The organism is Arsukibacterium tuosuense (assembly GCF_900215315.1).
In the GTDB taxonomy this organism is placed as follows: Bacteria; Pseudomonadota; Gammaproteobacteria; order Enterobacterales; family Alteromonadaceae; genus Alishewanella; species Alishewanella tuosuense.
Window position 1 is genome coordinate 319,635 of the sequence record NZ_OBEB01000005.1, and the last position, 25,206, is coordinate 344,840.

Consider the following 25,206-nt stretch of genomic DNA (forward strand, 5'->3'; position numbering starts at 1 on the left):
CAGGCCCCAAAACCATGCGCAGCACTCAACTGCCAGTTAAATCTGGCAATCGAGCCACATAACGCCTAACAGTTAATATCAGCAAGCCGCACAACCAGAGCAGCTGCATTGAGCCTCCGCTGGATTTAACCACCACAGTGCTTTTATACCACTGTGCAGTGACCTGAAGGTCCTGCGCTGGCATGGATTGAGGTAATATTGGGTTCCAACCTTTAAAGCTATAACCCTGACGCACTGGCGTAGGGGCGTTTATCCCACTGCCAAAGTTCAGAGAAAGGGGGGCGAGCGCCTGGCCACCGACAGTATCAAACCGGATTTGATACTGATTAATTTGCCACTGCGCCACGAATGTTATGTCTTGTTCAGGCATGGTTGCTGGCAGTGCCGGTGACCAACCTAAGAAGCTATGGCCTTCCCGCACAGGTGGAGCAATATCAAGCTCAGAACCATATAACTGTGTAACTGCAGCTACAGTACTACCGCCATTAGCGTCAAAGGTTAAGGTATAGCTATTGCGCACCGCCAACACACCAGGGTCACGAATGACACCATTAGCCTTAGCATCGTCATCATTCGGACCACCATCTTCAATGGTGAGACGAATACAAGCATCGCCTTCGTTCAAACCTGAGCGCCAGCTATCGGACGATACTCCGGGGCAATTGCCAAGTGCATTACGTGATGCACTTTCAATGTGGTTATTGCCATCTTCAACAAAATCCTGCCAGACTAAGTTCACCAGCTTACGCCATAAGGCTCCAGTTGGAGTGCTCTGCCCTGCAGGCAATGGAATCGCCACAGACACTGACTCCCCGGGGCTTTCCAGACCAATGATGTCCATATTCACCAGGAAGCCCAGATGCTGGTATCCGGTATCCAGCAGGCTGCCTTCAGTTAGTGCAACGCCAAACTGACCACTTTGCCAGGACTGCTGCTCACTGAATAAACCCAGCGTCAGCTGATATTGATTAGGCACTTCAATATAAAGACCCGATTGTCCCAGACATTGAGCCACCCGGCTACTGCCATCGCCTTGCGGACACAATGGCAGACGATTAGGCACGCCTGCTTGTGGATTCTGGCTTGCAGGGATACCGCTGACTCCGCTATTGCTGCAATCAGCTACCGGACAGTCGGCCACCACATTCAAGGCCAACTCCAACTGGCCTTGCTGCGCTCCGGCTTCTGCCGTCAGTTTCACGTAGTAGCGCCCTGAGGCAAGGCCTTCCGGGTTAAAGCTTGCCGAAGCGCCACTTGCGCTCAGCTCAAGCTCAGTAGCTTGCCAGCTAAACTCAGCTGGTACACCATTTAGCTCAGTTGCAATCAGTTCAACCAGACCACCACTTTGCTCGATGACGAAACCTGATGCTGCATCCTGGGTAACACTTGTCTTTAACACCAGAGGCAACTGCTCTGTCTTTATTGCCAGGCGCTGACGATGCGGCGATCCCAGCAAGGCTTGCTCCAGGCCATCGTTTAGCAAAGTTAGCTCACTATCGCTGGCAGCCGTTGCGGTTAACATAAATGCCTGACGTCGCATATCTTCAGCGTTCAATTCAAGGAGGCTGTTATCAAGTATGACCTGCTCGCCCTTTATCTCAACCCGCACCGGGTAGTCAATCGGCTCATCGCTCAGCCAGACACGAGCCAGGGCTGGCGTATCCTGCTGCACCGGCTGACTGCTGGTGGTAAAGGCAATGTATGGCAGTACATCGAAGGTAACACTGACTTGCTCACCCGAGATATTATCTTTGAAGTCAAACGTATAACGGCCAGTACGCTCCGTGCTAAACAAATAGCTGCCATCATCCTGCAGAGTTAACAAGGTGTCAGCATCGCTGATATCGCGCCACTCGGTTGTACCGCTGCGGGTTTGCTGCAAGGCTGTCAGCACTTGCTCGCCAGCGCCTTCACTCAACCTGAATCTTCGTGCTTCTGCGCTGCCTGCAGGACTGCTGTCTTCAATCTCAAGCTCAACGGCTGCAAATACCATCAGGCTAATGGCACAATCTTTCTGGATAACTGCGGTGATAACCTGATTACCTGAACGACTGGCCGCACAGTTGCTCTCTATCTGCACAAAGGTATCCTCGGCTACGCTAAGTGCAAAGCTGGCATTATTGCCAAAGTTGACCTGCTGGCTGGCCGGAGTAACATTGCCTTCACCGGTTAAGGTGGCCGTCACCGTGAAATTGTTCTGGCTCCACTGTGCAGTGACATTAACATTGCTCGCCGGCATGGTTACTGGCAACGCTGGTGTCCAACCCGCAAAGGTATAACCTTCACGCGTGGGCGTAGCCGGTGCGGTAATGTTAGTGCCAAAGTTGGCCGTGATCGCCGCTACGGCAGAACCACCAGCGCTATCAAAGCTAACGGTATACACATTGACGGTCCACTGTGCAGTGACATTAACATTGCTCGCCGGCATAGTTGCTGGCAACGCTGGTGTCCAACCCGCAAAGGTATAACCTTCACGCGTGGGCGTAGCCGGTGCGGTAATGTTAGTGCCAAAGTTGGCCGTGATCGCCGCTATGGCAGAACCACCAGCGCTATCAAAGCTAAGCGTGAAACTATTTACACTGTACTGCGCTGTGACGGTGGTATTAGCGGTGATTGTGTTAAAGTCTCTATCCCAATTAGTGAAGCTATGGCCTGTGCGACTTGGATTGGCTGGTGGCGTGGCACCACTACCATGATTCACCGTTTCGGTTTTTAAAACCGTGCTATTCCAATCAACAAATGAAACGGTATAGCTCTTGATACTGTATTGCGCCGTCACCACAGTATCGGCGGTGATACTGCTAAAATTGGCCGGGCTCCAACCAGTGAAGCTGTGCCCGACACGACCAGGTTCGGCTGGAGCTGTTGCGCTATCGCCATCCGGGACCGTTTCAGTTTTAAGAAGAGTGCCATTCCAATCCTGAAAGGTCACTGTATAGCCACTTGTTACCCACTGGGCATACAAAGTAAAAGTGCCAGCCTGGGGCGCAATCGCAGCTCCAGCCGCATAAGCGATACCACTGCCATCGACTACCGTGTTCCAGCCGTTAAAGCTATGCTCTGCTTTGGTTAAGGTATTTTCGGCTGGATAAATGGCTGCGCCCTGATACAAGGGCGGCGTACCTAGGTCAGCACCATTGCCATCGAAGGTTAATACAAAGCCATTGGCCTGATAGGCCCCCATATCCACAGCGCCAAGCCGCCAATAGCCGCGCTGATCATTCGCGGGCACATCTGCATCACTACTGCCTGCACCGATGGCGGGGCTACCCGGTAACAGCGCATATGTTTGGCTTGCACCACCATTGTCGGCCAGCGCTGCCAGCAGTGGATCACCGGTGATTAGATTATCAATGCTCTCATCATTGCTTTCAGTACGAAAGCCAATAATAGAGTGACTTATCGTTAAAGCGGTTGGCGCCGCTATATGCAGGTCGGCTGTCGCAGGTGATAACGCCGCGTTATTGCCGGAAACTATACTATTTACCAGGCTAACCGAGCCACCTGCCCCAAACTGTCCAATGCCGCCACCATTACCGGCCGATGAATTACCGGTAACGGTAGAGTTAATGAGTGTTAGTGACGAAGTGACATATAAACCAATAGCCCCGCCCAGGGTGTCAGTACCAGAGACTCCAGCTGTTATCGAGTTGCCAGTAAAAGTGGTATTAATCAAAATGGCTGTCGCACTGGAATTAAGGACTAAGGCACCACCAAAAACGCGATCGCTGCTTGGTAGATGACCGGAATTACCATCAACCAGAGTATTTTTCATGGTCAACGTAGAACGCATGAATATGGCACCACCGGCAAACATTGAATTGCTCTCAACTCTGTTGTTGGTTAAACGACTGTTATTGATTTGCAATGGTGATTGCGCTTCAATCGCACCGCCCCATTGTCCCGTCAAATAACCATTACGAAGCGTAACACCTTCAATAATGGTTTCGGGCAAGCCAGTGCCAATATAAAAAATACGGCCTTGCTCTGACTGTGGCGTTGCCATCGCTTGAATGATGGTTTGCTCAGCCCCGGCTCCAACAATTACCAAGGCTTTAGTAAGATTGATATTTTTTTCAGTGAAGGTTTCTGCTGCCAGTTGCAGAATATCGTATGGCGAAGCTGCAACAACGGCAGCTGCAATGCTGGCATAAAGACCGCTTGTCCCGACCGTGTGCAGATCACGAAATTGCAGCCTTAAGTCAGAGGTTTCAGCATTGATATTGGCACTGGCATCACCGCTGAGAAAGGCGCTGTTGCTAAATTGCAGCGTAAGGTTGCTGACGTTGTCCGCCTGGGAGCTGTCCAGCGCAGCACCACTTAACACCAGCTCCAACTCACTGCTGCTAACAAAATTAAGGGTGGCGCTTAAGCCGGCCGGTAAATTGCTAAGCGCTGCCTTGCCGGTTGCCAGCAGGTTTTCACCCACCGAGCCGCTAAAACTATCACCATCCAGCAAGTTGTGCGTTAGGGTTAACGTGTCCGGGAAACGGCCATCATTGCTGAGGCTCTCAAACAGGGTTTTGCTGCTAAAGCCGATCAAAGGACCCGCCGGGCCTACGGTTGGCACAGGTCCAGGCCCGCCATTCCAGCCAGTGGCTGGTGGGGTATCAGGGTTATTATAACTGTAATAATACATACGCATGCAGAAATCGTAAGGTTCAATAACCCACATCCCGCCACAACGATACAAATACCAGGTCTGCGCACCTTCTTCTTTACGATAAGCCGGCACCCCATCTTGGGTAGCGTATTCCAGATAAATCCCATTGGCATCGGCCTCGCCGGCATCACTGACCAGATAATTGGCTTGCGCTTGCGCCATAAAAAACACAAAACATACCAGACTAAGGTATTTAAATAATTGATTTAACAGGGGCATGGGACGAACTCCGGTGGTACTAGCTTATTAACTAGCGAAGCCCATGCCAGAGTTAGGCAAGGACAAAAATCTTACTGCTTATTACCATTACCCTATTTTCCTTTCCCCCTACTCTAGAATGTTTTTTAGCTTTAAGGCGTTAAGTCGCAAAGCGACTTAAAACGCTTTTTAGGCAACATTATTTAAACACCAAAACCTACATGCTTAAGAATAAAACGTTACCTCAGCACCATATGCCTTAACCACTAGACTTACCAGATAAAGTTTTATGCCGGTCATTAATAGTAAAGGCTACCAATTGACTGATGTGAGATTGCCAGGAGACAATTGCTGCCAAACATCTATGCCTGAGATCCCTGCTATCCGTTGGGTAACATAGCGGCAATCTGCTACAATGCGCGGCAGAACTTGCTGGCGGAAATCAGATGAAAATAGGCTTATTTTACGGTTCAACCACCTGCTATACCGAAATGGTGGCAGAAAAAATTCAGGCATTGATTGGTGCCGATGTGGTCGACTTACACAATATTAAAACCGTGCCTCTGGCGAGAATGGCTGACTACCAGTTGTTGATCCTGGGTTTATCAACCTGGGATTTTGGCGAAATTCAGGAAGACTGGGAAGCGCATTGGGACGAGATCAGTAGCGTTGATTTACGCGGTAAAACTATTGCTATATATGGCATGGGCGATCAGCTCGGTTATGCCGAGTGGTTTATCGATGCGGTTGGCATGCTGCATGATGCCATTGCCCCACAAAGCCCGGATCGCATAGGTTTCTGGCCAACCAGCGGCTATGACTTTATTGCCTCCAAAGCCCTGACCACTGACGGCGAGCTGTTTTATGGCCTGGCCCTGGACGATGAAAACCAGTACGAGCAAACCGATGAGCGTTTAAATAGCTGGGTCAGCCAAATTCTGACTGAAATCGCTGAGCGGCTTTAAAACTTCAGATAAAAATCCCTGAGTAAATGACGGTATTGCTCGCTGTAACTACCATCGTCATTATGGATTAATAACTGTTGCTGCCGGGGTTGGCAAGGGACCCGCTGCCACTGCATCAGTCGGCGAAGTGGTGCCTTATCTGCCCGGCTAAACACCTGGCAGCTGGCCATCGCAAACCAGCCCTGTGCGCCTGCCAGCTGGCTGAATGCCTCGGCGGCTGGCTCTGGTAACACCAACGCCAAACTGCCGCCTGGCGCTAACAGCTCTGCCGCTTTTGCCAGTAACAATGGCAGCGGTAAACTGGCAGTATGCCTGGCCTGGTTACGCTTGCCATTGCTACCTAACAGGGCATTGTCGAAAAAAGGTGGGTTAGAGACAATTAAAGCGTAACGCTCGGCTGGCTGATAGGTTAGAATATCGCCCTTTAGCAGTTGCAGGCGACTGGCAAAGGAGCTTTGCCGGAAATTGTGCTCAGCCTGGCGGGCGGCATCGCTGTCAAGTTCAATTGCGCGGATAGTGGCTTGTGGCGCACGCTGCGCCAGCATCAGGCTGATTAAGCCACTGCCGCTGCCAATATCTAAATAAGCCGCGCTATCTTTGGTGACAGCGCAGCCGTTTAAGCTGACATAAGTTGGCAAGCTGGCCCAGGCCCCCAGCAATAAACCATCAGTCCCGACTTTCATCGCGCACTGATCATGGCCCACGAAAAATTGTTTACACTTAAAACCAGCTGACATCTTCACCTCTGCCGATAGTTTACTGGCTGCCAGGCAGGTTTGTCATCTGAATACTGTCGACCCTGAGGAACACCTTTTATGAGCTTTGCCGATTTCCAATTCGACGACTCAATTAACCAGGCACTGGAAGAAGCCGGCTTTACCGAGCCGACCTTAATTCAGCAGTTGGCTATTCCACCGGCACTGGACGGCCGCGATGTGCTGGCCAGCGCCCCGACCGGTACCGGTAAAACCCTGGCCTTTGTGTTGCCGGCTATTCAGTATTTACTGGATTTCCCGCGGCGCGACCCTGGTTTTTGCCGGGTGTTGGTCATGACCCCTACCCGCGAGCTGGCATTTCAGGTTTATGAGGAATTCAAGCAACTGGCGCAATACACCAAGCTTAACGTTGGGGTAATAACCGGCGGTATTAATTACGGCAGCCATAAAGATACCCTCGAAAAAAACAACGATATTCTGGTTGCCACCCCGGGGCGTTTAACCGAGTATCTGGATGAAGAAAGCTTTCAGGCTGACGAAGTGGAAGTGCTTATTCTGGATGAAGCCGACCGGATGCTCGATATGGGCTTTATTGGTGAAATGAACCGGATAGTGCTGGAGGCAAGGCGACGCCGCCAGACGTTTTTATTCTCAGCCACCCTGGAAGGTTTAAATTTAGAGCGTTTTGCCGCGCGGGCGTTAAAAGAACCAGAGCAAATTGAAGCAGTACCGTCACGCAAAGAAAAAGCCAAAATTTTGCAGTGGCTGCATCTGGCCGATGACAATGTTCATAAGTTGGCGCTGCTCACTCACATTCTGAAGCAGGAAGATGTCACCAAAGCCATCGTTTTTGTGAAAACCCGGGAGCGGCTGGCCAGCTTAACCGGTCAGCTGGAAAGCGCTGGTATCAAATGCTGCTGGTTACAGGGCGAGATGCCGCAGGATAAACGCTTGCAGGCCGTACAGCGTTTCAGCCAGGGCCAGGTGCCGGTGCTGATTGCCACTGACATTGCCGCCCGCGGTCTGGATATTGACGATATCAGCCATGTTATCAATTACGATATGCCACGCAGTGCCGACACTTATGTCCACCGGATTGGCCGGACCGGCCGCGCCGGCAAAAAAGGCACGGCTATTTCGCTGGTAGAAGCGCACGATATGGCGATGGTGGCCAAAATAGATCGCTACACCGAGCAAAAGCTGAAACGGCGTGTGATTGACAGTCTGCGACCAAAGCATAAAGAAGCGAAAATAGGCAAGAAGAAGAAAAAACCCGGTAAGCTGGCAGCCAAAAAGCTGGCCAAAAAAGCCCCTAAAAAATAATCCTGTCTCAGCGCGCTATTGCAGCAAACTGGCGTTTTTTTGCGCCAGTGCTGCTGCATTTTCAATAAAAGCATGCTATCAATAGCGATAAATTAGGAATAATTTATTACTAAGAGGCATCAAGTCATGAATAAACGCCAATTTTTACAGTCCAGCGCACTGGCGCTAAGTGTATTACCGCTGGGGCTGCTCCCTCTTAGTAGTTGTGCTGCCGTTAGTAACCGACCTGGTGCCGCTAACAGCAACGCCATTCTGCCTAAAATGCTCAACCCGGGTGATACTGTAGCGCTGGTTAGCCCGTCTAAAGCTACCGACGAGCGGCTGGATATCCAAATTGCCACTGAAGTGATGCAGGCTTTAGGCTTTAAAGTGAAAACAGGCCAGCATCTGCAGGGGCGCCGCGGCCATCTGGCAGGCACCGATCTTGAACGGGCCAGCGATATTAATGCCATGTTTGCTGATCCAGAGGTAAATGCGATTATTTGCCTGCGTGGCGGCTCGGGTGCTGCCCGGCTATTGCCGCTACTCGACTACCCGCTGATTAAACGTAACCCGAAAGTGTTGCTGGGCTACTCCGATATTACTGCACTGCACAATGCTATTAATGCCCAGACCGGACTGGTTACCTTTCATGGCCCCAATGGCACCGGCAGCTGGAACAGCTTTAATGCTGACCAGTTTCAGCGGGTATTTTTCCAGCGTGAGTTGATGCAGTATCAGAATGAGTTAAATGCCAAAGACGAGTTAGTGCCGCGGCAAAACCGTATTCAAACCATTACTGGTGGCAAGGTACAGGGCCAGCTGGTGGGTGGCAACCTGACCGTATTAACGGCATTAGCAGGCTCGCCCTACTTGCCTGACTTCACCGGTAAAATTTTATTCCTGGAAGATGTCGAAGAAGCCCCCTACCGGGTAGATCGGATGCTCAGCACCTTAAAGCTGATGGGCGCGCTGGATAAAATTGCCGGCTTTATTTTTGGTGAATGCACAGCCTGCCGGCCAGGTGGCGGTTTTGGCTGGTTAACGATGGATCAGATTTTTGATGATCATATTAAGCCATTGAATATTCCGGCGTATCGCGGCGCGATGATTGGCCATTTAAGCAAACAGTTTATTGTGCCGCACGGCGCCACTGTAGAAATGGATGCTGACGCCGGCACGTTCAGGATGTTACAAGGTGTGTTTCAGAGCTAAGCCTTTCTGAGGGAGAGTGCGGATTACTCTAAGACGACCGTTGAAGCCCTGGACGGGCGGAAACGAGCCTACAGGGATGTATTTACGGCGTGTCGTCGTGAGTAATGGGTACGCTCCCGGGTTCAAGCGACTAAGCTGGAAATCCCGCTGTGCTCGCCACAGCAACTCGCAAGCCATCCCTGGCTTGCTCAGACACTCTGTGGCTGTGCATCGGGACACCAGCTCAGTACGCTAAATTTATCCGTGAAGCGATTTACCGTTCCCAGTACGCTTCTTCCAAACTATCTTCGCGCTCGGGCAGGCCTTTTGATAAGCGCGGTGCATTCTGTACCAGAATTTCATAGCTTACCCGATTCGCGTACTTACAAATCTGGGCGAAGCTGGAATACGCCAGGTAAGGCATTTCATGCTTACCCGACAATGGCTGTACCTGCTTATGGAAATGATTCGCCGCCATATCGTGCAAAATAGCCGACAAGGCACCATCACCGGCACCATTGGTATTTTTAATCCGCTCCGGCCCGCCAAGGTACGGGTCAATATGCGAATACACCTTTAATGGCTGCTCGCAGTACTGGCGTAGCATCGGCCGGCTGAACTCATACTGGTTAAAATCAGCCAGGCTGGCTGATTTAATCGGGTTACTGCTTTCCCGCTTCACGCTGTCATCGGTATGGCCACATAAATACAAGCCCTCCGGCCCGGCGGTTATCAACACCATATCAGTATGGTCCAGAATAGCTTCCGCCGCTTTTAACGGGTCGGCAAAACCGGTCAGCGCTTCGGCTTCCAGTTCGTTCATCGCCAGCACGTTAACGTAGTTTTTGATGGTACTGATGATTTGCTCGCGGTTCTCTTCTACCAGATGGCGGGTGCCCAGGCTCATGACCACCGGCACATCATGGGCTTTCGCATCTTCCAGCGCTTTGTGCATCGCCCGCTGTATCGGCTGGCCAATGGCCCGCAGCGGGTAAGCACTGACCACAAAAGCCGACGCTGCGGCAATAATATCGGTTGGAATATAATCGGGCTCCAGCTGATCCATGTCGCTCGGGTCGATGACAAAAGTCCGTTCGCCGTCCGGGGTAATCATCGTAATACCCCGGCCAATATCGCCCGCCACGCCCTGCAAATGGTTCATATCCACTTTCGAACTGGTATGGCAGACATAATGATAGGCCGGAGAGCCCAACGCAATATTGGCCGACATCACGCCTAGCAATACCGATTTATCATCAGCTAACACCGAGTAATTGTGAATGGTGTTGCCAATGGTGCCACCGGCAAAATGGTCTGATATCGCCTGCTTGGCCACCAGTTCCTGATAAATAGCGTTAGCTTTGGCATGTTCAACCAGATTGGATAAGCCTTTCTGAATATCGTAACGAACCAGAAAATCATCCGTTACGCTTGCCACTACATCGACGATAGTTTGGTCCAGGCCCACAATATAAGTATCCAGCTCAGGTCGAACTTCAAAGCTGGGCAATTGCGGCTTTGGCTGAGATACAGGAAAATAATGCTTAATTTTACGCAGGCCGGGAAATTTCATGCTAAAGGCTCAACAACAAACAAGCAGCTATTTTAGCAAAAATGTCAGCAAAGCCTAAGCGCCTTATTGCGCCTTTGCTTAATTATTACTGATTTACTCTGGTTGCCGGCGTAAAAACACCGGTTTATCGGCGGTTGAATCATCCTTGCTGTACTGATAACCCGCCAAATTAAATTTGTTAATAGTCTTAGGATCAGTAACTTGCTGCTGAATAACATAACGCGCCATTAGGCCGCGGGCTTTTTTGGCAAAAAAACTGATTATTTTGTACTGGCCGTTTTTAAAGTCTTTGAATACCGGGGTAATGATTCTGGCCTGCAGCGCTCTGGGTTTTACCGCCTTGAAATACTCCTGTGATGCCAGATTCAGTAATACGTCTGACTTCAGCTCAGCCAGCTGCTTATTCAGATTATCGGTAATTTGCTGCTGCCAGAACGCATATAAATCTTTGCCGGCCTGATTCGCTAACTTGGTACCCATTTCCAACCGGTACGGCAGCATTAAATCCAGCGGTCGCAGCACGCCATATAAACCGCTTAAAATGCGCAGATGTTGCTGAGCATACTGCAGCTGTTTTGTGTTGAGACTTGCCGCATCCAGCCCCTGATAAACATCGCCGTTAAACATAAATAGCGCCGCTTTGGCATCAGGGACACTGTAATCTGCTTGCCACTGGCAGAAACGGGCGGCATTTAAACCGGCCAGTTTATCACTGATATGCATTAACGAGCCCAGCTCAGCCGGGCTGAGTTTTTTACATATATCTGCCAACTCGCTGGCCTGCGGCAACAGTGCTGGCATCGTAGAGTCAAGCTGCAGTGAAACGGGGTTTGGATCAAGATCTTTTGCCGGGGATACCACCATTAACATAAAAACATTACCTGTATTGCGAATTCGTTTAAATAAAGTGTAAATAGGCTGCAAGGCCATACGTTGTCGGGCCAGCGTTAGTTCATTGTCCGCGCCGGATTTAGTCCAGATATAGCTCAGGTAAACTATCGGTTAAGGTTGCTAACCTGCTCCGCTCTTTACTGGTTAATGCCTTGCTGTTAAGCAATTGCAATACCGCACTGGCTAACGGTTTTAACGCTTTATGACCAGGCAACATAGCCAGTACCTGGACCAGGTTAAGCGCAGTTGCACCGTGGCCGGGACACAGCAGAAAAGCACTGCGCAACGCCTGCAAAGCAGCCTTGGGTTTATTCGCCTGTAGCTGCTGCTCACCCTGTTGCTGCCATTGCCGCAGTTGCTGATTGCTGTCACTAAGTATTTTCGTAAACTGTTTCACAAGCAAGCGCGCCAGTCCCTGCCCGCTCTGGCTAAGTTCATCAGCGACGGTATTCGCCCGCTGCAATAATTCAGTGGCGGTTTTAGTTTCATTACAAGCAAAGTGATACCAGACCAAATCCAGCATACTGTTAATCGGTAAGCCGGTGTCTGCCGCACTCACTTCAGCCAGCAGTGCCTCACTTTTTGCGCCATCGCCCTGCAGTAAATAGCCATGCGCCAGCAAGATATTTTGCTGCTGCGCACCCTGAGCGTTAAGTAATTTTAATGGCACCGATTGCAGGGTATCAAAAAATTGTTTTAACAGTTGCTTATACCCGGCCAGATCAGCACCTTGAGCTGCCCGCAACTGACTGCGGCTTAACGCCAGGTACGGTTCAATATGGTCAAAAGCAGAAAACCGGTATTGTTGCAGCAATTTCTGCCAGTAGGCTGTTGCAGCCGCATCGTCGGCTATTAAATGCAATAAATTGCCGTAATATTGCTGATAAACATTATCAGTAGCATTGTAGCGTAACAACTCCAATACCCAGTCTTTCGCCTCAGCCAGCTCCCCCTGCACCAAAGCCAGTTCCACCAGATAAGCCAGCGCTTCAGGCCTTACTTCTTCATGCTTAACCAACGCTTGCAACTGAGTAAACGCCTCATCAAAACGTGCCAGCTGCAACAACGCAATTGCCTGACCTAAGCGGGCCCAGCTGAAATCACGTTGCTGGCAGACATACTGATACAATGTCAACGCTGCTGGGCTATCACCAGCGGCCAGCATTACTTCTGCTTTTAAACGTAGCGTTTGTAATGTCAGGGCCGGGTATTGTTTTACAACCTCATCAGCATGCGCTAAGGCAGCCTCGTAATCACTGGCTGCGGCGGCCTGGTAAATTTTGCGTAGAGCAACAGATGTTTGAAACGCTTTCGCCAGCTTCTTTTCCAGCTCGACGTAACTAAAGGGTTTAAGTAAGTAGCAATCTGGCTGCCCGGCCAACACCCCATGCACCGGTTGGCGTACTGGCTCGGCCGACATAATGGCATAGCAGGCACCGGGTTTCAGCCAACCTTGTAATTTTAATTCAGTAAAAAACTGACTACCATCTTTACCGTCACCCAGCTGAAAATCCGCTAAAATAAAATCAAACTGTTGCTTTTGTGCCTGCAATAAACCGGCACTGGCATCAGCGACAGCGGTAATCTGTTCGAAACCTATTTGCTGTAACATGCCTTTAACGGATGCCCGAACGGGTTCACAGTCTTCAACCAACAACAATTTTTTAGTTTTATAGAACCGGCTTTGTAAGATCATTTGCATCCTGTGCTAAGGTGATCAATAAACTGCGATGCTGGGCATAAATGGCGCATCTTAACGCCATGGCAATATAGTAATTTAGCGATAATGGTGCAATGCTTTTTCAGCAGTCTGGCTAACACCCTTGCATTTTGTAGTAATATTCCTACATTTGTTGCCTGAAATCGTGAAAAACCCTAGAATACTTTAAAAAAACGGTAATTAAACAATATGAGTGATTTATTAAGTCAACTTAAAGCCGTCACCACCGTGGTCGTAGACAGTGGTGATTTGGGTGCAATTGAACAGTTCCGGCCCGTGGATGCCACCACTAACCCTTCATTATTACTTAACGCCAGTCAGCTTGATTTTGCCAGGCCTATGTTGAGCGCAGCCATTAGCTATGCCAAAGCGCACGCCAGTGGCAAGTCGGCCATACTTGAGCTGGCTTGCGATAAGTTCGCGGTTGATGTTGGCACGGCTATCAGCAAACTGGTGCCAGGCCGGGTATCAACAGAAGTGGATGCCCGTCTGTCATTTGATACTGAAGCGACTGTCGCTAAAGCGTTGCAACTGGTAGAGCTGTACCAGCAAAACGGTGTTGGCACAGAGCGCATTCTGATTAAAGTGGCGTCGACCTGGGAAGGTATTCAGGCGGCCCGTCAGTTAGAGCAGCAAGGCATTCAGTGTAACCTTACCTTGTTATTTCATATGGCCCAGGCCCGGGCATGTGCTGAAGCGGGTGCCTACCTTATATCGCCTTTTGTCGGCCGTATTCTTGATTGGTATAAAGCCAATACTAAGCAGGACTACAGCGCTGAAACCGATCCGGGCGTGTTGTCGGTACGGGATATTTACCATTTTTACAAAGAGCATGGTTATCCCACTGTGGTAATGGGCGCCAGTTTCCGTAATACCGGCGAAGTACTGGCATTGGCAGGCTGCGACCGGCTGACTATCAGCCCGGGTTTACTGGATGAATTAAGTAAACAAACCGGCACGCTCGATGTAAAACTGGTCGATGGTGGCGCTAAAACCGCTAAACCCACAGCATTAAGTGAAGGTGAGTTCCGTTGGCAGCTGAATGAAGACGCAATGGCGACCGAAAAGCTGGCTGAAGGTATCCGCAAGTTTGCGGTTGACCAGCGTAAGCTGGAGCAGTTAATAGCCGGACAACTTTAACCTCCGGGATAATAAACGGATTGGCAGCAGCAAAGGAGCACATTATGTCGGGCAGTTTTATTGATCAGCTGAGCTCACTTGGTAAACAAAGTGGCAATTTGCGTGAAGCGTTTAAACAGGATGCTAACCGGGCAGCGCGCTACCGCACAACTGCCTGCGATATAACCCTGGATTACGCCAAGAATCTGATTGATGACACCAGCTGGCAGGCATTGCAACAACTGGCTGCCGACAGCAAAATAAGCAGCTTGCGCCAGCAAATGCAGCAGGGTGCTGCTATTAATAATACCGAGCAGCGGGCGGTCTGGCATACCCGGCTGCGCCAGCAAGACGTTACCGGCTTAATGCTGAACGGTGAAGACATTGGTCAGCAAATAACCGAGTGCCGGGCCAGAATGGCGGCATTGGTAGACACCCTGCACCAGCAACAATATCTCGGATATCAGGGCAATGCCATTACCGATCTGATTTGGGTAGGTATCGGCGGCTCTTTACTGGGGCCGCAAATGGCAGTAGAGGCATTAACGCCTTATCACTGCAGCCCGGTTAAGCTGCATTTTGCCGGGAATATTGACGGCGCGGTGGTTAGCGATATTCTGGCCGGGTTAAACCCGGCGACCACCCTGGTGGTAGTGGCGTCAAAATCCTTTGGTACCGAAGAAACCAAACAAAATGCACTGGCTATCCGCCAGTGGTTTACTGAGCACGGTGCTGATAAAAAAGCCATTGCCCATCACTTCTGGGCGACCTCGTCTAATATCAGCGCTGCCGCCGAGTTTGGTATTGAACAGAAAAATATTCTGCCAATGTGGGACTGGGTCGGCGGTCGCTACTCGTTATGGTCCGCTATTGGCCTGCCAATTGCGCTTATGATTGGCAACCAGCAATTCAACCAGCTGTTAGCCGGCGCTGAGGCCATGGATCAGCATTTTTTCAATGCGCCCTTTGCTGAGAATATGCCGGTGATTATGGCATTGCTTGGTGTCTGGTACATTAACGGCCACAACTGTCAGGCGCAGGCGCTGCTACCGTACAGCCATTATTTACGCTTACTGCCTTCTTATGTTCAGCAACTGGATATGGAAAGTAACGGCAAAAGTGTCGATAGCAATGGTAAGACGTTGTCTTACGCTACCGCACCAGTGATCTGGGGTGATGCCGGTACCAACGGCCAGCATGCTTACCATCAGTTATTGCATCAGAGTGCTTTAGCCGTGCCGGCCGACTTTATTCTGCCATTAAAGGTCAAGCACCCGTTAAAAGACCAACATAGACGCCTGGCAGCGCATTGCTTTGCCCAGACTCAGGCATTAATGCAGGGTAAAACGTTGCAGGAAGCCACTGCCGAATGTCTGGCCCAGGGCATGAGCGAGCAACAGGCTCAAGCCTTAGCACCTCATAAAGTGTCGCCGGGCAATAAACCCAGCAATACCTTATTGCTACCTGAATTATCACCCTACTATTTAGGGGCATTAATCGCGCTATATGAGCACAAAGTATTTTGCCAGGGCGCCATCTGGCAGCTCAACAGCTTCGACCAATGGGGAGTAGAGCTTGGTAAACAATTATCCGGCCCGATTTATCAGGCCCTTACTGGCAATAGCAGTCACAGCTTCGACAGCTCAACCACCGCATTAATCCAGCAGTTTTTGGCTGCGCAGAGCTAAGTAAAAAGTTGAGTAAAAAGCTAAGTAAAACTTAGTTAGAAGTACCATAAAAAAACACCGCTTTACTGCAGTAAAAGCGGTGTTTTTTTGATCTTAACATCCTAATCAGTATTGAACTTGCCAGCTAAATGTACATAGCAATCACCTCTGCCCGGCCTACGTGGTCACGTAGCAAAACGCAAGACGCGACCCCAAAGTTCGCTGACCAGCGCCATGCAGAACTTTTGTGGCGTCACATGCCACCGCCGCTTCATAAAACCTGATTGTTTACCAAGTGCATCAAGCTCAGCTACTGAAAAAATTCGTTCAAAAGCGCTCAAAAATCGGATATCTTGTTGTTGCTTCATTCGTTTTGCCTGCAAAGGTGATCTTTTTTTTCTGGTAAATCAATTAGATCACGAATGAAGCACCTCTTCAATTCCTAAAGATCATACGTATGATGCTTGCCAAATTGATGGTGCAACTTCTTTTTTCACAGGGGGGTGTTTTTTCCCCTCTGTCAAATTAACAGGTTCCCTGTTTGAGGTTTAATAATCTGGCAAGCATCATGTAAATCACCCCAATTAACACGGTGATAAAATCGAAACTGAATAAGGATACATTTAGCTTTGAAAAAACATAACGTTCTAATACCCAGTCTTCTTTTCATCGGTTGTTTTTTTACCAATGTGCAAGCTGCAGAGTCGTCAACAAAATGTCCTCCCGGACCCGCTTTAGTACATGCGGCGCAAACAAGCTGGGGCGATAGCGTCTATCATGCGGAACATTATTGCATTATGTCAAAACGTCCAGGTAAAGGTCAGACAGCTAAACTTATCAGCGGTGAACAGGCAAATAACGTTACAAGTCGATACAGCTTTGTGTTTGAGAAATTACAAACAGATCAGGAACGAGTGATTTTCATAGATGAATTCATCCAACGCTTTAGCCGGGTAGCTTGGCTTACAGTTATGCCAAAGAGCGAAGGTTTTTCAGATTTGACTATTTCGGCACAACGTAACACCAAGCAATATCACCTTGGCATAAATATTTTTCAAGGCATGCATGAAACCTTGCTTCCAAAGTTGGATAATTTTATCGTTAATGAGCGCGCTTCTGCAGAAGTACCGCAACATATTTCAGCGCTAATTCACTTTGTGATTACCGGCGTTAAAACAGCCACACCAGCCGATTCGCTCAATGATTCTGAAGACCTTCTTCCAATGTCAGATAATTCCCTCGTTAATGAGCAAGCTTCTTCCGAAGCACCGCAATATATTTCAGCGCTAACTCACTCCGTGAGTACCGGCATTGAAACAGCCTCAACATCCGATTGGTACGATGAATATGAAGACTTCCTTAAATGGGAAGATAACTCCGATTATGAAGAGTGGGCTGAAGAACAAGCAGAAGGTACTTGCGAAAACTTTAACCAAAACGAAGGCGCTGATTGTAAATATCGTTGGGAAAAAGATGATGATACAGGTGGGAAGTGGATTACATTTTGGGATAGAATTTTCGGTACGTGGACGGGATATAAATATTACCGACAAGAGTTTGAAGACCCCATCATCGACCCACCTTCCTGGATGCCTTACTAGACTTTGACATCCTGTTATTTTAATTTGAAATATTTCTGTCACTTAATCAAAGCATCACACGAAATTTGAAATCCAATTGGCTAGCCGATCCGCTTTGGCTATAACAAAAGGGTTAACCGCTTTGCAAACCGTTAACCCTTTCCTTTATCATCAACCCTGGGCATTAAATCTAATTTTCCAGCTGAGATTTATTGGGAAAAAGGGGGCGGAGCTAATAATCACCACACCTTTGCAAGGCACTGAAATACATAGAGTTCATCTGGCGCGACTTTAATTATCTCCGACCCCTTTCTCCACTGCCCAGACTCAGGCACTGATGCAGGGCAAAACGTTGCAGGAAGCCACTGCCGAATGTCTGGCGCAGGGCATGAGCGAGCAACAGGCTCAAGCCTTAGCACCTCATAAAGTGTCGCCGGGCAATAAACCCAGCAATACCTTATTGCTACCTGAATTATCACCCTACTATTTAGGGGCATTAATCGCGCTATATGAGCACAAAGTATTTTGCCAGGGCGCCATCTGGCAACTCAACAGCTTTGATCAATGGGGAGTAGAGCTTGGTAAGCAATTATCCGGCCCGATTTATCAGGCGCTTACTGGTAGTAGTAGCCACAGCTTCGATAGCTCTACCACCGCGTTAATAAAGCAGTTTCTGGCTGCGCAGAACTAACCCGTCTAACTAAACCAACGCTCTACTGCACCGTTGCTGCTCCGGCAAAGCGGTGTTTTTTATTGCACCAACCGTTTGGTTAACCCGGCAAAATCGTCTAACCTTTTATTAACTAAATTTCCTCTGCCCGTATGTTGATGTAACCGGCACCGAATGCCCACTCCACCAAAGTGACAGGAGGACATGTTATCAACAGCCAACAACCAGCTAACAACAGCCAACGTGCTAGCCGAAATACCGAAAGTAACGAAAGTAACGAAAGTAACGAAAGTAACGAAAGTAACGAAAACAACCACCATACAAAAAACCAACCGACACCCGCTAAACCAGTTGTGCTGATAACCGGTGCCGGTGGCAATATTGGTTCAGCTTTGGCAGACAGCCTGCGCCAGGATTATCAGGTGGTGGGCATGGATCAGGACGAAGCCGACAGTATTCTGCAAGCTGATTTAACCTCAGCCGACTCGCTGGCGCTGGCTTTTCATCATTTTCGGCAGCAATACGGCGGGCATATCGCGACAGTTATTCATTTGGCGGCTTACTTTGATTTTACCGGAGAAAAATCGCCGTTATATGACGAAGTAAACGTTAAAGGTACAGAGAAACTGTTGAATGCTCTGGCCGATTTTAAGGTTGAGCGGTTTATTTATTCCGGCACCATGCTGGTCCATCAGCCGGTATCGCCCGGCGAGCGGGTCAGCGAGTCCACACCAATATCGCCCAAATGGGCTTATCCCGAGTCTAAAGCAGAAACTGAAGCGACTATCCGGCAGCACCGCAACGGTATTCCCTGCACTTTCCTGCACCTGGCAGGTATTTACAATGAGCAAAGTGCCGTGCCCACGCTAAGCCATCAAATCGCCCGGATTTACGAGCGTGATTTGAAATCTCACTTATATGCCGGTGATCTGGATGCCGGTCAGTCGTTTATTCATCAGGACGATATGCTGGCGTTATTCAAGCGTTGTATCGAGCGGCGCAATGACCTGCCAGAGGACTGCACTATTCTGGCTGGCGAACCGGACACATTAAGCTACAGCGAACTACAGGATAAATTAGGCAAGTTAATTCACGGCGAACACCACTGGCGCACCATCAGTTTACCGCAACCGGTCGCTAAAGCAGGGGCCTGGCTGCAGCTGAAAGCTGAGCCTGTGGTGCCCGATGCGATAGACCACGGTGAAGAACCGTTTATCCGGCCGTTTCTGATTGAGCTGGCATCTGATCATTATGCGCTGGATATCAGTCGTGCCCGCCAGCTGCTGGACTGGCAGCCAAAGCACAAGATAAACGACAGGTTGCCACAAATAGTGAGCCAGCTGAAAACAGACCCGGTTGCCTGGTATCAGGATAATGGTATTCGGCCGCCGGACTGGCTGGTTGAAGCCGAAGAGCTAAGCGGCAACCCGGAAACCCTCAGAAAACGCCATGAAACCTGGTACCGTCAGGAATATCAGCGCAACTTGTGGGGGCCGTGGTTTAATATCGGCCTTGGCTGTTGGTTAATGGCCTCAATACCACGGCTGGGTTACCAGTCGCAGGCCATGATCTACAGTGATCTGCTGTCCGGTGCTTTAATAGTCCTGTTGGCATTTCTGGCATTGTCGTGGCGACTACCCGCTGTCCGCTGGGCCACTGCAGCAGTCGGCTGCTGGGTCCTTACTGCGCCATTGCTATTCTGGACCGAAGCAGCAGCAGTCTATTTAAACAGTACGATTATCGGCACGCTGGTGATTGCCTTTTCCGTGTTATTGCGCCCGGCGCCCGGGGTGTCACCGGTGGCAGTAATGACAGGCCCTGACATTCCGGTGGGCTGGTCGTATTCACCCTCAACCTGGTTGCAACGCCTACCAATAATCGTGCTGGCTTTTATTGGTTTTTTTATTTCAGCCTATATGGCGGCCTATCAGCTGGGCCATATTGATGTCATATGGGAGCCATTCTTCCAAGGTGCCATTGCCGGCGATGGCAAAAATGGTACCGCCGAAATTATCACCTCGTCAGTATCCGAGGCCTGGCCGGTGCCAGATGCCGGGGCCGGTGCCCTGGTATATTTACTGGAAATTCTGGTTGGTGTTGCCGGCTCAACCCGGCGCTGGCGGACCATGCCGTGGCTAGTGGTGCTGTTTGGCATTCTGATAGTACCGATGGGCGTGGTTTCCATTACCTTTATTATTATTCAGCCGATCGTGCTGGGTACCTGGTGCACCCTTTGTTTAATAGCAGCAACGGCTATGCTGTTACAGATCCCGTTTTCACTGGATGAACTGATTGCCACCGGCCAGTTCCTGAAACGCCGCCATCAGCAGGGCCAGTCAGTACTTCGGGTCTTTTTTACCGGCGATACCGATGAAGATGATGGCCGCCGCGACCATAACAGTTTCGAGCAATCGCCACGGCAAATTATAAGCAACGTATTCAGTGGCGGCGTCCGTTTCTGCCCTGGCCTTATGGTGTGTATCATTACCGGCCTGTTACTTATGTTCAGCCGGGTTTTACTGGGCGTGGATGGCGCCATGGCCGACGCCCATCACCTGCTGGGGGCGCTGGTAATCACCCTATCAGTTATTGCTCTGGCAGAGGTAGCCCGGGCGCTGCGCTTTGTTAATCTGCTGCTGGCCCTGGCCCTGATGATCTGTGCAGTCGTTATTCCCACCAGCACCCTCAGTATTATTGCCACCCTGGCAGCAGCCACAGTGATAATGGTTGCCAGCATTTTCCGGGGACCGGCAAGCAGCAGTTATGGTCGCTGGTCGCGGTTAATCGTCTGACGTTGCCGGTAAATGTCTACGCTTTTTTATTTAAGCGCCGCCATTGATCCCCTTGGTTAAGTCCCTTAGACTTCTGTACATCTATTTGCCGGCCAGTAACCTGGTCGCTTGCCGGAGGTAACGCGTTGCAACCTTTAGCCAAACTCAATTTACGTGACAAAGTCAGTGCCGAAGAGTGGCAGTTGCGGCTCGATTTAGCCGCCTGCTACCGGCTGGTCGAGCATCATCGCTGGGGTGATCTCATTTATACCCACTTATCGGCGCGCCTGCCGGGCACCGACCATTATTTAGTGAATGCCTTTGGCCTGACCTTTGATGAAGTGACCGCCTCGAACCTGGTAAAAGTTGATTTACAGGGCACTATTCTGGATGACACGCCGTTTCAGATTAACCCGGCCGGCTTTACTATTCACAGTGCTATTCATCAAGTGCGGCCTGATGCCCATTGTGTTATTCACCTGCATACCAAAGAAACCATCGCCGTGGCCAGCCAGCAACAGGGCTTATTGCCATTAAGCCAATACTCGATGTTTTCGCTGGGCTCACTGGCGTATCACCAGTACGAAGGCTTAGCCGTTAACCAGGATGAGAAAGCCCGCTTGCAAAACGATTTAGGCCAGCATAACCATATGTTGCTGGTTAACCACGGTGGCTTAACCGTAGGCCCGACGGTGGGTGATGCCTTTATGCGCTTTTACGATTTACAGCGCGCCTGCGAAATTCAGCTGGCACTGCAGGCCAGCGGCCAGCCGGTAATACCGGTACCGCAGGCGATAGTCGATAATATCAGCAAGCAAGCCAAGGTTGTACACAGTGGCAGTACCGGTGGCCAGTTAGCCTGGCCGGCGATGCTGCGTAAAGCCTACCGGCTTGATCCCGGTTTTGCTCAGTAAAGGTTGCAAACCTAACAGGAGTTACGATGAAAGTTACCCGTGTAGAAGTGTTTGATATTTTCTGTCCTGATCGTCCGGCCTGGACTCCGGTGTTCGTCAGAGTTCATACCGATGAAGGCATCAGCGGCGTTGGTGAAGCCGGCCTGGCCTATGATTTAGGCCATAGTGCAGCGGCGGCGATGATTAAAGAAATGGCCGAAGCCTTTTTAATTGGCCACGACCCGTTTCAAACCGAAAAGCTCTGGTCGCGGATGCTGCGTGAAAGCTTCTGGGGCCTGGGCGGCGGCCCGGTTATATACTCAGCAATGAGCGCGATTGATACGGCGCTGTGGGATATTAAAGGTAAAGCCCTGGGCTTACCGGTGTATCAGTTGCTGGGCGGCAAGGTGAACGACAAGCTGCGTACTTATGCCTCACAGTTGCAGTTTGACTGGGGCCCGGAGTTTAAAGCGCTGGTGCACCCCGAGCAGTATGCTGAAGCCGCGTTAAAAGCTATGGCCGAAGGTTACGACGCGGTAAAGGTTGACCCTATTCAGTACGATAAAGACGGCAATACCTATTACGATCGCACCAATATTATCTCCCGCACCGAAATGAAACTGTACCGCGCCCGGATGCAGGCCATTCGTGATGCTGTCGGTGACGAAGTAGACATTATTTTTGAATGCCACAGCCTGCCCGGTGCCACCTCGGCTATTCAGATTGGTGAAATAGCCAAAGAATTCGACTGTATGTTTTTTGAAGAGCCGGTCAATTACCTGAACCATTCTTTGCACGCCAAGGTTGCCGACAAAGTGGCCGTGCCTATTGCCGGCGGCGAGCGGCTGTATAACCGCTGGGGCGTACGGCCTTATCTGGAAGATCAGAGCATCGACGTGCTGCAGCCGGATATTGGCCTGTGTGGTGGCTTTACTGAAACCAAAAAAGTCTGTGACTACGCCGATATTTTTGATGTCCGTATTCAGGCTCATGTTTGTGGCGGCCCGGTAGCAACGGCTGCCTCGCTGCATCTGGAAACGGCTATTCCTAACTTTTTAATTCACGAGCACCATACCTACGCCATTAAAAAGTGGAACCGCGAACTGTGTATTCAGGATCCACAACCGGTAAACGGCTTTTTTGAAGTATCAGAAGCACCCGGTATTGGTATTGAGCTTAACGATGAAATAGTCATGCGCTCACAACGGGTTGAGATTAAATAACCTGTACCAGCTGTTTAGTCGTTTGTAAGCCCATACCAGGCTCTGGCTGTGCCGGCACTTAATTGCTGCCAGCCAGTGCTGCTAAGCCCCAGACTGGTCAGTAACTGGTAATAACGCTGCCACAATTGCTGATAACTGCCCTGCCATAAACATAACGGAAAATTACTGGCCAGCATCAGCCGCTCGAGCGGCCACTCGCTGAGCACGGCAGCGAAGACCTGCTGCTGCCAGGCGGGGTCTGCGCTACTGTAACGGCCGGCATTTATCAGCTCCCAGCCAGACAACTTCATTGCTACATTGGCCGAGGAAGCCAGCAGCTGAATCGCCTGCTGCCACGGTTGAAAATGCTCCGGCTGCACCAAACCGGCATGATTCAGCACCAGCGTTAAATCCGGAAACTGCTGTGCCAGCTGCTGAATTCTGGCCAGGTTTTTTGGGTTGGCCAGGCTGCACTGCAGTTCCAGCACCAGCTTATGCTGTGCCAACATACCGGCGATTTGCTCCAGTTGCGGCGCATGCAGCCAGCGCTCATCGTCACCTTCAAAAATATGCCGCACCCCGGCTGGCTGATAAGGCAACAACGCCTGCAAATTCGAAAGTATCTGCTCAAACGGCAGGCTGCAATCTAAAAAGGCGACTGCTTTATGAGGCAAGCTAAGCTGCTGCCCGGCCAGCCAGGCCAGCTCGCACTCGGGTGCGCTGTTATCAAAGCCGGCTTCAATGTGCACCAGAGCGGCCAGTTTAAAGGGTGTTGTCAGCGCAAGCTTTGCCGCTGAGTAATCTTGCTGCAATAAGGCCTTATCCGGCCAGGCAGGCGGATTTTTGCTCTGCAACCAATGATACTGGCCGGCACTGAGTTGCCACAGGTGTAAATGCGGGTCGATAATCTGCAGCAGCTCCGGCCGCGTCATTTGGCAGCGCTCATTGACACGTATAGCCACCATCAATTAACTGCAGGCTACCGGTGATAAAGCGGGCATTGTCGCTGGCTAAAAAGGCGACCAGTGCCGCCACTTCCTCCGGCTGGCCTAAGCGACCCAGCGGCTGCTCTGCTGCTTCATCCGCCACTACTGCGGCTTTGTCCGCACCACTGTTGGCACAGTAGCGGTCAATCGCCTGATGAAATAACGGCGTTTCAATGGTACCCGGGCACACGGCGTTAACCCGGATAGTAAAACGGGCATAATCCAGCGCTGTGGTTTTAGCCATTGAGGCCAGCGCGTGCTTGGTCAGGTTATAGGCAAAAGAGTTTTTCTTGGCGATTAAGGCCTGATCTGACGCTACTAACACAATGGCACCGCTATGTTGCGCCCGCATCTGTGGCAGCACCGCCTGCAGCGCCGCGTAAGCGCCTTTAACATTAAGGGCAAACAAGGCATCGAGGGTAGTTTCATCAGTCGCTTCAATATCGGCACTAAGATGACGGCCGGCATTAGACACCAGTAAATCAATGCGACCGGTAGTGCTTAAAATAGTCTGAATAACACTTTTGACTGTCGCGACCCGGCTGACATCGCATTCACGGTATTCCCCCAGTTCGCCTGGCACAATATCCAGATTAAATACCTGATATTGCTCATTTAATAACTTTTCAACGATGGCATAACCAATACCGTGGCTACCGCCGGTCACAATAGCGACTTTTTTCATGCCTGCTCCTGTTGAACTCACCTGCAAGCATCATAAGCCAAATGAGCTTTATTTTAAATTTTTACCATGGCTGTAACGCTGTTGTCACTTAACTATTTTATTTTACAACAAAGTGTGGTAGAACTTTCGTTGAAAATTACAACAACATCAGCAGAGGCCGTATTATGGAAAGCTTCGAAGAATTACTGAACATGTTGGAACGCCCGGCAGCAAAACCTAAAGCTGTTAAGCGTAAATGGCGCGAAATAGAAGAGTTAAAAGAGCGTCACCGCCTGAAAAAAGAGCTATGCGACATAGACTGGACCATAGAACCAGAGCTGGCTGATATAGAGTTATAACGCTAACGCCCAATCAATGATTGGGCGTTGTTGTTTTAACTGCAGCTACCGGTTTATCAGGCCTACTTTGCTA

General features: G+C 50.2%; 17 protein-coding genes and 2 pseudogenes. 11 read left to right on the forward strand and 8 right to left on the reverse strand.

The window, feature by feature from the left end; translation table 11 throughout:
* Positions 1 to 25: 25 nt before the first annotated feature.
* On the reverse strand, positions 26 to 4,882 hold the full coding sequence (locus tag CRO03_RS12365) for an InlB B-repeat-containing protein (protein ID WP_097111932.1): 4,857 nt from the start codon (positions 4,880 to 4,882) through the stop codon (positions 26 to 28).
* A gap of 425 nt (positions 4,883 to 5,307) precedes the next feature.
* On the opposite strand from CRO03_RS12365, the gene fldB reads away from it, so the two are divergent.
* Positions 5,308 to 5,826 carry a flavodoxin FldB gene (gene fldB / locus CRO03_RS12370; protein ID WP_097111933.1) on the forward strand — a complete coding sequence of 173 codons (519 nt, stop codon included), beginning with the start codon at positions 5,308 to 5,310 and terminating at the stop codon, positions 5,824 to 5,826.
* On the opposite strand, the gene CRO03_RS12375 is transcribed toward fldB, so the two are convergent.
* Positions 5,823 to 6,509, reverse strand: coding sequence for a tRNA1(Val) (adenine(37)-N6)-methyltransferase (locus CRO03_RS12375; RefSeq protein ID WP_245861640.1), 687 nt, complete (start codon positions 6,507 to 6,509; stop codon positions 5,823 to 5,825). The genes fldB and CRO03_RS12375 overlap by 4 nt on opposite strands.
* A 132-nt stretch (positions 6,510 to 6,641) precedes the next feature.
* Between CRO03_RS12375 and srmB the strand changes: the two genes are divergently transcribed.
* Together srmB and CRO03_RS12385 are read left to right on the forward strand one after the other, a co-directional pair.
* The gene (srmB, locus tag CRO03_RS12380) at positions 6,642 to 7,865 is read left to right on the forward strand and encodes an ATP-dependent RNA helicase SrmB (RefSeq protein WP_097111935.1); all 1,224 of its coding nucleotides are present in this window, start codon (positions 6,642 to 6,644) and stop codon (positions 7,863 to 7,865) included.
* 126 nt (positions 7,866 to 7,991) lie between these two features.
* Positions 7,992 to 9,059, forward strand: coding sequence for a S66 peptidase family protein (locus CRO03_RS12385; RefSeq protein ID WP_097111936.1), 1,068 nt, complete (start codon positions 7,992 to 7,994; stop codon positions 9,057 to 9,059).
* Positions 9,060 to 9,312: 253 nt separating this feature from the next.
* Here the strand turns inward: CRO03_RS12385 and CRO03_RS12390 are convergent, their stop codons facing one another.
* The 3 genes from CRO03_RS12390 to CRO03_RS12400 all read right to left on the reverse strand — a co-directional run bounded on the left by CRO03_RS12390 (position 9,313) and on the right by CRO03_RS12400 (position 13,198).
* Positions 9,313 to 10,611, reverse strand: a complete 1,299-nt coding sequence (locus CRO03_RS12390; RefSeq protein WP_097111937.1) for an inosine/guanosine kinase — start codon at positions 10,609 to 10,611, stop codon at positions 9,313 to 9,315.
* Positions 10,612 to 10,704: 93 nt separating this feature from the next.
* A complete protein-coding gene (yaaA, locus tag CRO03_RS12395) occupies positions 10,705 to 11,481 on the reverse strand; it encodes a peroxide stress protein YaaA (protein ID WP_097111990.1) in 777 nt (258 codons plus the stop codon).
* A gap of 100 nt (positions 11,482 to 11,581) precedes the next feature.
* Positions 11,582 to 13,198, reverse strand: coding sequence for a response regulator (locus CRO03_RS12400; protein WP_170949010.1), 1,617 nt, complete (start codon positions 13,196 to 13,198; stop codon positions 11,582 to 11,584).
* Between the two features lie 213 nt (positions 13,199 to 13,411).
* Between CRO03_RS12400 and tal the strand changes: the two genes are divergently transcribed.
* Together tal and pgi are read left to right on the forward strand one after the other, a co-directional pair.
* Entirely contained in the window at positions 13,412 to 14,362 is a 951-nt protein-coding gene (gene tal / locus CRO03_RS12405; RefSeq protein ID WP_097111939.1) for a transaldolase, read from the forward strand.
* Between the two features lie 44 nt (positions 14,363 to 14,406).
* The gene (pgi, locus tag CRO03_RS12410; RefSeq protein WP_097111940.1) at positions 14,407 to 16,029 is read left to right on the forward strand and encodes a glucose-6-phosphate isomerase; all 1,623 of its coding nucleotides are present in this window, start codon (positions 14,407 to 14,409) and stop codon (positions 16,027 to 16,029) included.
* Positions 16,030 to 16,223: 194 nt separating this feature from the next.
* On the opposite strand, the pseudogene CRO03_RS12415 reads toward pgi, so the two are convergent.
* Positions 16,224 to 16,376, reverse strand: a pseudogene (locus tag CRO03_RS12415) (IS4 family transposase); the annotation flags it as partial.
* A 261-nt stretch (positions 16,377 to 16,637) separates the two neighbouring features.
* Between CRO03_RS12415 and CRO03_RS12420 the strand changes: the two are divergent.
* The 5 genes and pseudogenes from CRO03_RS12420 to CRO03_RS12440 all read left to right on the forward strand — a co-directional run bounded on the left by CRO03_RS12420 (position 16,638) and on the right by CRO03_RS12440 (position 23,145).
* Complete coding sequence (locus CRO03_RS12420; RefSeq protein WP_141397748.1) at positions 16,638 to 17,609, forward strand: hypothetical protein; 972 nt, start codon at positions 16,638 to 16,640, stop codon at positions 17,607 to 17,609.
* A 310-nt stretch (positions 17,610 to 17,919) separates the two neighbouring features.
* Positions 17,920 to 18,279: pseudogene (locus tag CRO03_RS12425) on the forward strand (glucose-6-phosphate isomerase); the annotation flags it as partial.
* 170 nt (positions 18,280 to 18,449) lie between these two features.
* Entirely contained in the window at positions 18,450 to 21,050 is a 2,601-nt protein-coding gene (locus tag CRO03_RS12430; RefSeq protein WP_245861644.1) for a vitamin K epoxide reductase family protein, read from the forward strand.
* A gap of 125 nt (positions 21,051 to 21,175) precedes the next feature.
* The gene (locus CRO03_RS12435) at positions 21,176 to 21,943 is read left to right on the forward strand and encodes a class II aldolase/adducin family protein (protein ID WP_097111942.1); all 768 of its coding nucleotides are present in this window, start codon (positions 21,176 to 21,178) and stop codon (positions 21,941 to 21,943) included.
* A gap of 26 nt (positions 21,944 to 21,969) precedes the next feature.
* Positions 21,970 to 23,145, forward strand: a complete 1,176-nt coding sequence (locus CRO03_RS12440) for a mandelate racemase/muconate lactonizing enzyme family protein (protein ID WP_097111943.1) — start codon at positions 21,970 to 21,972, stop codon at positions 23,143 to 23,145.
* Between the two features lie 14 nt (positions 23,146 to 23,159).
* Here the strand turns inward: CRO03_RS12440 and CRO03_RS12445 are convergent, their stop codons facing one another.
* On the reverse strand, positions 23,160 to 24,056 hold the full coding sequence (locus CRO03_RS12445) for an amidohydrolase family protein (RefSeq protein ID WP_170949011.1): 897 nt from the start codon (positions 24,054 to 24,056) through the stop codon (positions 23,160 to 23,162).
* A 10-nt stretch (positions 24,057 to 24,066) separates the two neighbouring features.
* On the reverse strand, positions 24,067 to 24,795 hold the full coding sequence (locus CRO03_RS12450) for an SDR family NAD(P)-dependent oxidoreductase (RefSeq protein WP_097111945.1): 729 nt from the start codon (positions 24,793 to 24,795) through the stop codon (positions 24,067 to 24,069).
* A gap of 164 nt (positions 24,796 to 24,959) precedes the next feature.
* On the opposite strand from CRO03_RS12450, the gene CRO03_RS12455 reads away from it, so the two are divergent.
* Complete coding sequence (locus tag CRO03_RS12455; protein WP_019675643.1) at positions 24,960 to 25,133, forward strand: DUF3545 family protein; 174 nt, start codon at positions 24,960 to 24,962, stop codon at positions 25,131 to 25,133.
* Positions 25,134 to 25,206 lie beyond the last annotated feature (73 nt).